Source organism: Variovorax sp. P2_H12 (assembly GCF_056403395.1).
Genome location: NZ_JBFUFO010000078.1, coordinates 1 through 13,141, shown reverse-complemented (window position 1 = coordinate 13,141; position 13,141 = coordinate 1). Strand labels below are relative to the sequence as shown.

The following is a 13,141-nucleotide window of genomic DNA, read 5'->3' as shown; positions in this document are numbered from 1 at the left end:
TGCGCCGCAGCGTCAGCGCTGTGAGTTGCTCGCGTTCGGTTTCGCTCAGCACCAGTTCTGTCTTAGGTCTTCCTCGCATGGCCGCCTCGTCGTGTGCATACGGTACACGATCGATTCGGCGCTCCTTGATTAGTTCAATGAACTTCTAAGGCAACGCTGAATAAGGCCCCGGATTGCTCCATCCAGTAGTCACATCGCCTGAGACGCCTGAATTGACGCCCATTTCAACGCGGCGAGGCGAATTCAGAGCGAATTGCGTCGCCCGTGGGATCGTTGCGGGCCGCGCCACGAGCCATTGGCTCGCATTGCTGCCCTTATGGGCGGACCTGCTCATACAGTACTCCGCGTGCGAGGTAGATATTGGCCAGCCCGAGCGCGACGAAGGATCGCGTGGCGTTCTTGGCCAAGCCGCGGTAGCGCACCTTGTCGAAGCCCCACAGCCGCTTGACGACGGCAAAGACATGTTCGACACGGGCCCGCACCTTGGACTTGACTCGGTTGACCAAGCGCTCGAGGTCCTCCATCTCGCTTCCTTTGCGCACCCTCTGGTTGGTCCAGTCGGCCGCTTGCGGTGCCTTCGAGCGGATCAGCGCCTGCTGCGAGGAGTAGACGCTGTCGCCCCAGACCCGCTGTTCCTGGCCGTGCAGCAGATTGGGCAGCGGGTGCTTGTCGTGCACGTTGGCCGCCGTGACCACGGCGCTGTGCACCAAGCCGGTCTGGCTGTCCACGCCGATGTGCATCTTCATGCCTAATGTGGCGTTGGTCCATATGTGGCTTCCGGCAGCGGCCTCCTCGGGAGGCCCGCTGCGGAGCGCCACATAAGTTTTGCCCTCGAGGTAGTGTCGGGTCCCATGGTTTTCGCAAGGGGATCCGACATGTTCGAGACGCTATTTCGGTATTCACGCGTCCTTGCCCGGCATCTCGATGGGCCGGCGGCCGAGGAGCGGGATCGCTTTGTCGCGCACTTCGCCGCGTCCGGTGCCAGGAGGGACTCCATCGCCAACCTCGCAAGCGAGCTTCTGGTCGTTGCGAGGCGCCTGGACATCAGTGGAACGAGGGCGATCACGCCAGAGGAAGTCGCCTCGGCCGCCGATCGCTGGGTCCGACATCAGCGACGACGCGGCCATGTCGTCTCACCCGGCAGACGCCGGAGATTCGTTCAAGTCGCCACCGACTGGCTACGATACATCCAGCGCCTGCAGCTGCCGCCCGCGCCTCCCGAGCCTGGCGCTGACTTGGTGGGCGAGTTTGTCTGCCATATGCGTCACGAGCGGGGCTTGTCGCCGAAGACCGTCAACAACTACTGCTGGCATGTCCGGGCCTTTCTGTCGTGGCTTGCCGAGCGACGCAGTTGCGCTGACGAGGCCACTTTGGAGCAAGTGGATGCCTTCCTTTCCATGAGGGGCGCACAGGGGTGGTGCCGGGCATCCGTCGCAGCAGCAGCCACCGCCCTGCGAGCGTTCTATTCACGTCTGGCATCAATCGGTCGTTGCCCAGAGGGCTTGGTCGGCGGGATCGCAGGGCCACGCCTGTTCAAGCAGGAAGCACTGCCTGTAGGTCCGTGCTGGAACGACGTCCAACGGCTGATCGCAAGCGCAGACACCGCTCGCCCCCGGGACATCCGCGACCGGGCCATCCTCATGTTGCTGGCGATGTACGGCCTTCGGAGCGGCGAGGTGGTCGCGCTGACGTTGGACGACATCGACTGGGAGCACGACATCCTTCATGTCACGCGACCCAAGCAGCGTTGCAAGCAGGAGTACCCGCTGGCCACCGAGGCCGGCAATGCGATCCTTCGCTATGTGCGCGAGGTTCGTCCGCGCTGCGCCTCGCGCAGCCTGTTCCTGACACTCAGGGCCCCGTGGGTGCCGCTGGGACCGAGCAGCATGCGTTACGCCGTGGCGCCACGCATGAAGGCACTGGGCATCAACTGTTCCCGACAGGGACCCCATGCGTTGCGCCATGCGTGCGCCACTCGCCTTGTGGCGGAGGGTCTATCCCTCAAGCAGATTGGCGACCATCTCGGCCATCGCAGTTCCGCCGCCACGCGAACCTACGCCAAGGTGGATCTTGTTGGCCTGCGTCAGGTCGCCGACTTCAGTTTGGCGGGACTGCTATGAAGATCCAGCAAGCCGTTTCGACCTACGTGGCCTTCAAGCAATCCCTGGGGATGCGTTTCGTGACCCAGGCGCGTCTGCTGAAGGCGTTCAGCAAGGGCATCGGAGACATCGACGTCGACCGGATCGGACCGCAGTCGGTGCGTGCCTTCCTTGACGGCAATGGCACAATGACGCGGTCCTGGCACTGCAAGTTTGGCACCCTCACTGGCTTCTACGGCTTCTGCCTTGCCCGTGGGTACGTCCGCAGCGTGCCTCTGCCCGCCAGGGAGCCAAGGTGCCCATCGACGTTCACCCCCTACATCTACTCGGAGGATGAGATCAGGCGCCTTCTGCAGGCCGCCGCCAGCCGCGCCTGCCGGAGAATCGATGCCTCCACCAGCCGGACTCTGATCTTGTTGCTGTACGCAGCGGGACTGCGCATCAGTGAAGCACTGAACCTCGATGTGGTTGACGTTGACCTTGAGGATCGCGTGCTTCACGTGCGCGATTCCAAGTTCTACAAGACGCGTCTCGTGCCCATAGGCAACGACCTTACGCAGGTCCTGCGCGAGTACATGCGGCTGCGTCACACGCGTTCACCGCTGCATCCCGACACCCCCTTCTTGCTGACGTCACGAGGCGAGCGCGTCTTGCGTGCGGGAGCCGAGCAGGCATTCCTGCAGATGCGATCGCAGGCCCAGGTACTTCGCTACGACGGTGCGCGCTACCAGCCTCGGCTGCATGATCTGAGGCACACGGCGGCCGTGACGCGTTTGGTCCGCTGGTATCGCGAAGGCGTTGATGTGCAGCGCTTGCTGCCGCAGTTGGCAACGTATTTGGGTCACGTGGACATCGCCGGCACTCAGTGCTATCTGAGCATGACGCCCGAGTTGCGTCAGCATGCCAGCGTGCGCTTCGAGCAGTTCGTCTTCGGGGAGGCCGGCCATGCGTGAGACCAACGCGTTGGGCCCGTGGATTCGCCGATTCCTATTGGAGCATCTGGTCAGCGAGCGCAATCTGGCGGCGAACACCCGGCGCAGCTATCGGGACACGCTGTGCCAGTTACTGCCCTTCGTGTCCGGGCGCCTACACAAGGCAGTCGACCGATTGACGGTGGTCGATGTGTCCGCGCAGCTGATTCGGGAATTCCTCAGCGATGTCGAGACCAAACGCGGTTGTGGCATCGCCACGCGCCATTCACGCGCTGGCCCGCTTCGTCGGCGAACACAGCCCCGAACACGTCGCATGGTGCGCACAGGTTCGCTGCGTCCCCTACAAGAAGGGCACTCACGCAGCGGTCCCCTATCTCGACAAGGCGGAGATAGACGCGTTGCTGGCCTGTCCGGACCGACGCACCGATCAAGGTCGCCGAGATTACGCGCTGCTTCTCTTCCTCTACAACACCGGCGCGCGAGCCAGCGAGGCAGCGGAACTGAACGTCGGCGACCTGCATCTTGATCAAGCGAGCGTCGATATCCTGGGCAAGGGACGTAAACGCCGCCAATGCCCTCTGTGGCAGGCGACGGTGCGCGAGCTGCGCGCGATTGTGGGCGATCGCCCGCGGCAGCAGCAGGTCTTCCTCAACCGGTGCGGCCAGCCCATCACGCGCTTCGGCATCCATGCACTTGTCGAGCGGACCGCGGCGAGAGCCAAGGAATACGCACCGTCTCTCGCCACCAAGAGAGTCAGTCCGCACTGCATCCGTCATTCGACGGCCAGCCATTTGCTTAGTGCGGGCGTCGACATCAACACCGTGCGAGACTGGCTCGGGCATGCGTCTCTCGACACAACCAACGTGTACGCCCAAATCAACCTCGAAGGCAAGGCCCACGCTCTGGCCAAGTGCGAAGTCTCCGGAGGCCGGCCCTCGCGCAAGCCGTGGCACAGCGATACACACATCATGGAGTTCTTGCGTTCGTTGTGACCCAGGAAATTATGTGGCGTCGCGCGACACGGTTTCCCAGGGATACCACGCTGGGGCGCCACATATGGACCAGCACCACATTATGCAGAGAGTCTTTAGCCGAGCGGCCGCGGCGCTCCGACGACGATTCAGGGCGCAGCTCGTGTCCCGCGGCCGGTTGGCTAAAGATCCCGTTGGACTGAACCGCCCGCGCGGCGGTGGCACTATGGGGATTGAATCAGGAGCGTCGTGTCAAAGGCCCACAGATCCGCGGCGTGAGCGCTGCCGGGTTGAGCCCGATTTGGAGCGCGAGCGGCGCTGGCACGTGCACTGCCGGTGCCACGTGGGCGCGATGACGATCTTCGCTGGCCATTGACGTGAGCACACAAAGGCACTCCTGTCGCTGCACACAACGCAGCAGTACGTGCTGGCACTGACGAATCCGGATTGCATTCATGGTGGCGTGTTCGGTGGGCCGCGCGGCAAGGTTCCCGGCAGGAAGGATTCGATGCGCACCATATGGCCACGCCCGCAGTGCGGGCAGTCGCGCAGCGACACGCCGGTCAGGCGCTGGTAGCGGTCGCGATAGTCCAGCGGCGCATCCGGCAACTCAACGTCCGGCGCGGGCACGGCCAGCAACTGCCGACAGCGGTCGAGCTTGATCTCACGGTAGCGGTTGGCCAGCAGGCCGTAGTGGCGAATGCGCTGGAAGCCCGTCGGCAGCACATGCAGCAGGAAGCGGCGCACGAACTCTTGCGCATCCAGGCGCATGACCTTGCGGCGGGATTCGTGGCGGTAGTCCTTCCACGCAAAGGCCACCTGGCCGTCGGTGAAGTCGACTAGGCGGTTGTTGGAGATCGCCACCCGATGGGTGTAGCGCCCGAGGTAGTCCAAGACTTGTTGCGGCCCGCCGAAGGAAGCCTTGGCGTAGACGATCCACTCGGCATGGGCGACGGGCGCCAGGTAGCTGGCGAAGGCATCGGGCCCCTGGAGCGCCGCAAGGTTGTTGAAGAATTGCAGCTTTCCGGCGTCGAAGGCCTGGCGCAGCTGCGTCAGGAAGAGGCGCCGGAACAGCCGCGACAGCACCCGCACCGGCAGGAAGAAGCCCGGACGGCAGGCGATCCAGCGCTGGCCATCCGCAGCCACCCCGCCGCCGGGCACGACGCAATGCAGGTGCGGGTGATGCAGCAGGTTCTGGCCCCAGGTGTGCAGGATCGCAATGAACCCGATCTCGGCACCCAGGTGGCGGCGATCGGCGGCGATGGTGCGCAAGGTCTCGGCGGTGGCGTGGAACAGGATGTCGTAGACCACGGCCTTGTTCTGGTACGCGATGGCGGCGATCTCCTGCGGCACGGTGAAGACGACGTGGAAGTACTCGACCGGCAGCAGTTCGGCCTGCCGGTCTTCGAGCCACTGTGCGCGAACCAGCGACTGGCACTTCGGGCAATGGCGATCCCGACAGCTGTTAAAAGCCACGCGCTGGTGACCGCAAGCATCGCACTGTTCGACGTGGCCGCCCAGCGCCGCCGTGCGGCAGCGCTCGATGGCGCGCATGACACGGCGCTGTCCACCGCTGATCGCGTCAGCGTGGTCCTGACGGTAGGCGGGCCCGACCTGGCGGAAGATGTCCGCCACCTCGAGCCCGGTGGCTCGCATCGCTGCCGGCTCAGAACACCGAGGGCGGCGTCGACTCGGACGGCAGCGGCGGGACCTCAGGCAACAGATCCAGCGGACTGGTCGTCGCGCACACCGTGCTGGTCGCGATCTTCAGGTAGCGCGAGGTGGTCGCCAGGCTGCGGTGACCGAGCAGCAGCTGGATGCGGCGCACGTCGGTGCCGGACTCCAGCAGGTGCGTCGCGAACGCGTGACGCATGGAGTGTGGAGTGATCGGCTTGGCGATGCCGGCCGCGCGATGTGCCTTCTGGCAGGCCCGCTCTACGGCAGAGCGCGTGATCGGCTGGCCGGGGATGTCGCCCGGAAACAGCCAGGTCTTGGGTCGCACGACCTTCCAGTACGACCGCAGCGCCTCCAGCAGCCGGGGCGAGAGCATGACGTATCGGTCATGGCGGCCCTTTCCTTGGTTGATCCGAAGCACCATGCGCTGGCTGTCGACATCCGTCACCTTCAGGTGCGTTGCCTCGGACACGCGCAGGCCGGCTGCGTAGGCGGTGGTGAGAATCGTGCGTTGCTTCAGGCCGTCGACGCGCGCCAGGAACTGCACGACTTCCTCGGGGCTCAGCACCACCGGCAGCTTGAACGGCTTCTTGGGCATCGGGATGTCGTCCGGGGCCCAGTCGCGCTTGAGCGTGACCTTGTACAGGAAGCGCAGTGCCGCCGTCGCGATGCTGACTGTGTCCGGAGCGAGCTTGCGGGTCTTCGTCAGATGCACCTGATAGGTCCGGACCTCCTCCGGTCCGAGTTCCTCAGGCGAGCGGTGGAAATGCCTCGCGTAGAGCGAGACTTGTTGCAGATAGGACAGCTGTGTGTTCTCGGCGAGGTTGCGAATGCCCATGTCTTCGAGCATCCGCTGGCGTAGCGGTGTCATGGCGAAGCTCCTTTGCAAGTGAAACAGATGAAGCGCTGCGAACAGCAACTGCATCGTTCCCCATCGGGAGCTTCTCGGGAAATGCGCCCAGGCGGTGGGTTGGCGCCCGGCCTGTGATCAGGTACTACCGCACCAGCGGTTTAGTCCTAGGGATGAGATGTGGTCGACCACATCTCATGCCAAAGAAATATTGCTTTCCTTTGCGCGTCTGGTGCATCTCCGGGTCGCGCTTGCCCTCCTTGTTCTTCGTGGAGCTGGGGGCGCCGATGATCGTGGCGTCCACGATCGTGCCTACGCCGACCTTCAGTCCTCGGGCCTGCAGTACCTCGCCCACCTTCGCGAACAGGGCCTCGCCCAACTTGTTCTTCTCCAGCAGGCGGCGAAACTTCAGCAGCGTGGTGGCGTCCGGCACACGCTCGCGGCCCAGGTCGATGCCGACAAACCGCCGCAACGCCGTGCTGTCGAGCAACGCGTCCTCGCACGCGGCATCGGCCAGGTTGAACCACTGCTGCACGAAATACATGCGGAGCATGCGCTCCAGGCCCACCGGCGGCCGCCCGTTGCCGACCTTCGGGTAGTGAGGCTCAATGACCTCGCACAACTGCGACCACGGCACGATCTGCTCCATGGTCGCCAGGAACGCGTCGCGCCTCGTCGGCCTGCGGTACTGTTCATATTGCACGTTCTGATCGGCGGCCATGGCCAGAGTCTGCTGCTTCATACGGGTGTCAACGCACGTGAAAGGCTGGCGGAGGACTTGTTCAGCATTGCCCTAACTCACGACACTAGCGTAGGAGCGGGACGTAGCCCCGGCGATGCGCTTCGCGCCGGAGTTTCTGAATCGGGCAGCCGTTGGCCCTGGGGCAAACGAGCCCCCCGTGGGCTGCGCGTTGCGGACATTCGTGCGCAAAGAGGATCGCGTCCGGAGCGCCGCGGTCGCACACTGCCCGGCGACGGCGGCGTGCCGTTCTCCCTTGCCAGCAATGTTCAGCACTTCCCAATGAGCCTCACTATTGAGTTCGCCCGGTCCAAGATCTACAGCGCCTTTATTGACAAAGAGTTGCGGCCGCTGCCGATAAGACTTTCAGCTTCCCGGTCTTCGTGCACCGGCGAAACGCCGGCCTGCATCGCGTGCTGCGGCGAGATCGGCATCGATTCTCGGCATGGCGGCAACTAGGCCGAGCCACCTTCCACGGGTTCTCCGAAACTCAACCTTGATTGCCTTGGGGGGGGCCCAGGGCACCCCACACGCAACCATGGACCACTATGCTTTTTGACCTTTTCGACACGCCTTTGATTCAACTCGCCAACCGCGCCGTCATGGCGCCGATGACGCGCAATCGCGCCGTCGATTCCAACACTCCAAACGCCCTGATGGCCGAATATTATGGTCAGCGTGCCAGCGCCGGCCTGATCGTCAGCGAAGGAACCTCACCATCGCCCAACGGCCTAGGCTACGCGCGCATCCCGGGCCTTTTCAATGAGGCGCAGGTGCGCGGATGGAAGGCAGTCACCGAGGCAGTCCATGCCAAGGGCGGCAAGATCTTTTTGCAACTCATGCACACCGGGCGCGTGGCCCAGGTAACGAATTTGCCACCGGGGGCGGAGGTCGTCGGGCCGATGGCCACGGCCTGCCCCGGCGAGATGTACACCGACTCGCATGGCATGCAGCCGCACAGTGAGCCCCGGGCGATGACGGCGGCGGACATCGCCCACGCCGTGGCGGAGTTCGCGGGCTCGGCGCAACTCGCCATCGACGCGGGATTCGACGGCGTCGAGCTGCATGCCGCGAACGGCTATCTGATCGAGCAGTTCCTGAACGCCAACGTGAACCGCCGCACCGACGCCTACGGCGGCAGCATCGAGGGTCGCAATCGCTTTGCGCTCGAGGTCGCGCGCGCAACGGCCACAGCCATCGGTGCCCATCGAGTCGGGGTCAGGCTGTCGCCCTACGGCGTGTTCAACAGCACGGGCCCCTACCCGGACGTCGACGCGCAATTCCTGATGCTCACTCGGGACCTCTCACAACTCGGCATCCTGTACGTGCACCTGCTGGATCACTCGTCGTTGGGGGCACCGCCGGTGCCTGCCGAGTTGAAGATGCGGCTTCGCGCTGCGTTCCAGGGCTTGCTCATCCTGGCCGGTGGCTTCGATCGTGCCGGTGCCGAGAGCGCGCTCCAGGCCGGCCAGGCGGATCTCATCGCCTTCGCCCGCCCGTTCCTTGCCAATCCCGATCTGGTCGCCCGCATGCAGGCCGATTCGGCGCTGAATGCCGTCGACATGTCGACGTTCTACACGCCAGGTGCAATGGGCTACACGGACTATCCGACGCTAGCGGCGGATTGACTGCTGCGGAGGTGCTGGCTGTCAGGCAGCGTAGGACCGCACCGGCATTTCGCTAGGGCATAGCAACATGAGCGTGGAGCAGGAGGTGAATGCGGAAAGACAACTTTGCAGCCCCGACGAAGAGCGTGGCCGACACGCCGAGCTCCGGTCTTTGAGCCCGTTTCCCGGAGCGAGCAATCTGCCTCGCAGTGAATCGATTATGCGCACCCCTGAAACGGTGATAGGGGACTAGAGCGCCCATTGCCGCTCAACATCCAGACCGCGATGCGGGCCTGGTCACGATTCAAGGAAACAACATGTTAAAGATTCCCGCGCTCTCACGGCGCTCCCTTCTGGTTGTTGCGCTGGCGATACCGGTGCCCCTGATGTTCGCCTGTGGCGGCAGCGGTAGCGAAGCCGTACTGAACACCGGCGCGGCAGTAACGACCACTGGCGCCCCAACACTGACCGCCGGCGCGGCAGCAACGGGGGACGACTACAGCGCACAAGTGGCGAAGCAAATCCTCAGCGAAGGTGGCAATGCTGTCGACGCGGCCGTGGCCACTGCATTCACGCTCGCGGTGACCTATCCCGAAGCGGGGAACATCGGCGGCGGGGGCTTCATGACGATCTACATGAACGGCAAGCCGTACTTCCTCGACTATCGCGAGGCGGCTCCTGCGGCCGCGACATCGAAGTTCTATTTACAGTTCAAGGACGCCTCCGGCCAACAAGATCCCAGCAGCAGTGTCTGGGGCGCCCAGGCTGTCGCGGTGCCCGGCACGGTGGCGGGCCTCTGGGAGGCGCACAAGAGGTTCGGCAAGCTACCCTGGTCACGACTCGTGACGCCGGCCATCGCGCTCGCTAGAGATGGCTACTATCCGGCCAAGGAGTCGATCTCTTGGCGCGAGTTCATGCTCAATGCGTTCAGCGGAGCGCCCTACCCGGCCAACCTGACCGAGTACTTCGGCAGCATGTCAACGGGCGTTCTGTTCAAGCAGTCTGAACTCGCGGGGACACTCGATCGAATTTCCGCCAACGGCGCCGACGGCTTCTATCAGGGTCAAACTGCCGACCAACTGGTGGCGGCGATGACGCAGGACGGCGGGAAGGGCATCATCACGAAGGCCGACCTCGCTGCCTACAAGCCCGTCTGGCGCGAGCCGCTTTCGATAGAGTGGAACGGCATGACGGTGCTGAGCGCGCCACCACCGAGCTCAGGGGGAATCGCGTTGGCGCAGTTGCTCGGCATGAAATCGGCGCTCTCGAAGACCCTGTTCTCCGGTGTCGAGGTCAACAGTGCGCAATACATCCATCTCACCGCCGAAATGATGAAGCGCGTGTTCGCCGATCGCGCAACCTTCCTCGGCGATCCCGACTTCACAGATGTGCCGATCACCGGGCTGCTCGACTCAGCTTACATTGCCGCGCGAGCGGCAGAAGTGAATCCCACCGCCATCACGCCGACGGCGGACGTGAAACCCGGCACGCCGAAGATGCACACGACTCACTTCTCCATCTTGGACAAGTGGGGCAATGCGGTGTCGAACACCTACACGCTTAACAGCCCTTACGGCAGTGGTGTGATCGTGCGTGGCGCAGGGTTCGTGCTCAACGACGAGATGGACGACTTCGCGACTGTTCCCGGCCAGCCAAACTTACTCGGAGTCGTAGGTGGCACCGCCAACGAGGTCGCTGCAGGCAAGCGACCGTTGTCGTCGATGTCGCCCACGATTGTGCTGAAGGATGGCAAGCCCATCACGGTGATCGGCACGCCCGGCGGCTCTCGCATCTTCACCGCCGTGTACCAGGTGCTTGCAAACATGGTTGACTACGGCATGGATGTCGAGCAGGCCGTCAAGAACCGCCGCTTTCACCATCAATTGCCTCAAGGGACAGTGATTGAAGGCGAGCCGTACGCCCCCATTCCTGCCGATGTCGCAGCCGACTTGGTCGCACGCGGGTATACGGTATCGACGAACTGGTTCGACACGGACGTGCAGGCGATTCAGGTCACAAACGGCACTCCCAAGCCCGTCGCCGATCCGCGGGGGCGTGGGCGGGGTGTCACGGCAGATTGAGCAACCAGCCTCATGCGCCCAACTTGGGGTCCAGTGCTCGGCGCACGGTGCCGGGACATCGGCAAGTGCGCACGAGGGTAGCGCCAATGTGGTCGGCCCGTCCTGCGCGCAGCGGACAGTCAGGTGAGGCTCGCCCTTTGCTGACAGCAGGGGGCATGAATGGGCTATTGGGACTTGCAACGATCTGCCGGGCGCGAAGCGCCAGTGCGCGAGAGGGGTTCTGGCGCATGTAATCCAACCACAAACGAAGGAGACGACAATGACATTCGATGGTTCGACCATCAAGGCGCTGCTAGACGGCGCCGTCTCGAAAGGTGCCGTTCACGGGATTGCCGCCGTGGTGGTCGACCGCGGCGGCCTGCGGTTCCACCACGCCGCCGGAGAAGCCGGGGAGCGCACGATGTTTCGCAATGCCTCGATGACCAAGGCCGTTGCCACCACGGCGGCGCTGCAATTAGTCGAAAAGGGTCGGCTGAGTCTGGATGCCACCGTCGAGTCGATCCTGCCGGCATTCGGTCGGCTGCAGGTTCTCGACGGATTCAATGGCGGCGAACCGCGCCTGCGTCCTCCAGCCAGCCAGGCCACGGTGCGACAACTGATGACGCACTCGGCGGGCCTGGGCTACTTCTTTCTAAACGATAAACTGATGAGCTATCACCAGGCCACGGGCGAGCCCAACGCGCTTTCCGGTCTGAAGCGCAGCCTGGCGGCACCGCTGATCAGTGATCCGGGAACCGCGTGGGAGTACGGGGTCAACACGGATTGGCTGGGCCTCGTCATCGAGAAGCTGTCAGGACAGACCTTGAGCAGCTATCTTGAGCAAAATGTGTATGGACCTTTGGAGATGAACGACTCGACGTTTGCGCCGAGCGACGAACAGCGCGGGCGGCTGCTGCGCGTGATGCAGCGCCAGGTTGATGGTCAGCTCGTGCCCTCAGCACTCGACCTCCCGCCAACTTCGGAATGGGACGCCGCCGGACATGGATCCTACGGCACGGTGCAGGATTACGCGCGTTTCATTCAGGCTTGGCTCAACGATGGCGCCGGCATTCTTGGCGCCGCGACCGTGGAAATGGCGCTGCAGAACCACCTCAGGCGAATCAAACTCCCAGAGCTGATGAAGTCCACCGTTCCCGAGCTGTCGAACGATGTGCCTGCGTTGCCGGTACCGCAGAGCTGGGGGCTCGGATTCCACTTGACGCTTGCCGACGTGCCGGGCATGCGCAGTGCCGGAACCGCCGATTGGGCCGGCCTATTCAATTCCTACTATTGGATCGACCGCTCGAAGGGCATCGGTGGCGTCTTGATGACACAGCTGCTGCCCTTCTTTGACATGCCCGTCATCGAGACGCTCATGGGCTTCGAGGCGGCCGTGTACGAACAGGTGGGAGCAGCGGCACGGGCATGAGCGCAAGCCTGCAGCACGCAACCGGCACACAAGCCACTGGCGTGCGGGGCCCGGGCGCATACATGCCACATGTCGACGGCATTCAGCGTCGGATTGACCAGCAGGCGTTGCGCCAACTGGGAAATAAACGGTGAATCCGAAGGCAATGAGATCGGCCTGCAGACTGTCGATCGTGGTTCATGGCACCGATCCTGGCAGGAGTTTCCGCCGTGGCTTCTGGCGCTGGCGCAGGCGATTGGGCGATTGAACGAGGACGCATCGAAAATCGACTGCCTACTCTACATTCCGCCGCTCAGCGTCTCACCCGCGGATGGTGCTCACACGAACTGGCCGTGCCATAGACAGATAGTCCCACCTGATGCCCGTGCATACGGAAGCAGCCTCGAGCGTTCTGGTCTTCGTAAAGCAGGCCGCTCATCGAGCGTCACGGCCGCTGCGTTGGACGCGACGACTTGCGGGCCGATCCAATCCAAGAATGGACGAAGGTCGATCAGCTGAGCGGTCGCCCCTTCAGAGCCAAGTCCCACATATGAGTACCGAAACCGACGCTCATGAGCGCTGCGATCATGAAACCTTCGCTCTTGAATGGAAATTCGGAGATCTGGGCCGAGCGATGGTGATGGCTTTTAGACCGAAGTTCCTCGGTCACCCAGCGGCCTTTTGGCCTGTAGTTCCCTTTGGAATCAACGAGTTGGGCGGCTTCATGCGTTCCTGAATGTAGGCATGTTATTTACTTGACATTTACTTGTAATTGACCTATTAATGTAGGCATGCACATCC

At 63.4% G+C, this 13,141-nt stretch carries 10 protein-coding genes and 3 pseudogenes; 9 read left to right on the top strand and 4 right to left on the bottom strand.

Going from position 1 to position 13,141, the window contains the following annotated elements:
* Window positions 1-314: 314 nt before the first annotated feature.
* A pseudogene (locus tag AC1DYK_RS34645) lies at window positions 315-749 on the bottom strand (transposase); the annotation flags it as partial.
* 126 nt (window positions 750-875) lie between these two features.
* Between AC1DYK_RS34645 and AC1DYK_RS34640 the strand changes: the two are divergent.
* From AC1DYK_RS34640 to AC1DYK_RS34625, 4 genes and pseudogenes are all read left to right on the top strand, one after another.
* Entirely contained in the window at window positions 876-2,120 is a 1,245-nt protein-coding gene (locus AC1DYK_RS34640; RefSeq protein ID WP_478170407.1) for a tyrosine-type recombinase/integrase, read from the top strand.
* Window positions 2,117-3,052, top strand: coding sequence for a tyrosine-type recombinase/integrase (locus AC1DYK_RS34635; protein ID WP_478170406.1), 936 nt, complete (start codon window positions 2,117-2,119; stop codon window positions 3,050-3,052). The genes AC1DYK_RS34640 and AC1DYK_RS34635 overlap by 4 nt, the downstream gene beginning before the upstream one ends.
* Window positions 3,000-3,170: pseudogene (locus AC1DYK_RS34630) on the top strand (hypothetical protein); the annotation flags it as partial. The gene AC1DYK_RS34635 and the pseudogene AC1DYK_RS34630, both read left to right, overlap by 53 nt.
* A 106-nt stretch (window positions 3,171-3,276) precedes the next feature.
* Window positions 3,277-4,023, top strand: coding sequence for a tyrosine-type recombinase/integrase (locus AC1DYK_RS34625; RefSeq protein ID WP_478170405.1), 747 nt, complete (start codon window positions 3,277-3,279; stop codon window positions 4,021-4,023).
* Window positions 4,024-4,455: 432 nt separating this feature from the next.
* Here the strand turns inward: AC1DYK_RS34625 and AC1DYK_RS34620 are convergent, their stop codons facing one another.
* From AC1DYK_RS34620 to AC1DYK_RS34610, 3 genes and pseudogenes are all read right to left on the bottom strand, one after another.
* Window positions 4,456-5,658, bottom strand: a complete 1,203-nt coding sequence (locus AC1DYK_RS34620; RefSeq protein ID WP_478170404.1) for an IS91 family transposase — start codon at window positions 5,656-5,658, stop codon at window positions 4,456-4,458.
* A 10-nt stretch (window positions 5,659-5,668) separates the two neighbouring features.
* Window positions 5,669-6,547 (bottom strand): tyrosine-type recombinase/integrase, encoded by an 879-nt coding sequence (locus AC1DYK_RS34615; RefSeq protein WP_478170403.1) that lies wholly within the window; start codon window positions 6,545-6,547, stop codon window positions 5,669-5,671.
* Window positions 6,548-6,719: 172 nt separating this feature from the next.
* Window positions 6,720-7,268 (bottom strand): annotated as a pseudogene (locus tag AC1DYK_RS34610) (IS5 family transposase); the annotation flags it as partial.
* Window positions 7,269-7,547: 279 nt separating this feature from the next.
* Between AC1DYK_RS34610 and AC1DYK_RS34605 the strand changes: the two are divergent.
* The 5 genes from AC1DYK_RS34605 to AC1DYK_RS34585 all read left to right on the top strand — a co-directional run bounded on the left by AC1DYK_RS34605 (window position 7,548) and on the right by AC1DYK_RS34585 (window position 13,076).
* Entirely contained in the window at window positions 7,548-7,724 is a 177-nt protein-coding gene (locus AC1DYK_RS34605) for a hypothetical protein (protein ID WP_478170402.1), read from the top strand.
* An 89-nt stretch (window positions 7,725-7,813) separates the two neighbouring features.
* Entirely contained in the window at window positions 7,814-8,893 is a 1,080-nt protein-coding gene (locus tag AC1DYK_RS34600; RefSeq protein WP_478170401.1) for an alkene reductase, read from the top strand.
* 296 nt (window positions 8,894-9,189) lie between these two features.
* The gene (gene ggt, locus AC1DYK_RS34595) at window positions 9,190-10,953 is read left to right on the top strand and encodes a gamma-glutamyltransferase (protein ID WP_478170400.1); all 1,764 of its coding nucleotides are present in this window, start codon (window positions 9,190-9,192) and stop codon (window positions 10,951-10,953) included.
* A 259-nt stretch (window positions 10,954-11,212) separates the two neighbouring features.
* The gene (locus tag AC1DYK_RS34590) at window positions 11,213-12,361 is read left to right on the top strand and encodes a serine hydrolase domain-containing protein (RefSeq protein ID WP_478170399.1); all 1,149 of its coding nucleotides are present in this window, start codon (window positions 11,213-11,215) and stop codon (window positions 12,359-12,361) included.
* 529 nt (window positions 12,362-12,890) lie between these two features.
* Window positions 12,891-13,076 (top strand): hypothetical protein, encoded by a 186-nt coding sequence (locus AC1DYK_RS34585; RefSeq protein ID WP_478170398.1) that lies wholly within the window; start codon window positions 12,891-12,893, stop codon window positions 13,074-13,076.
* Window positions 13,077-13,141 lie beyond the last annotated feature (65 nt).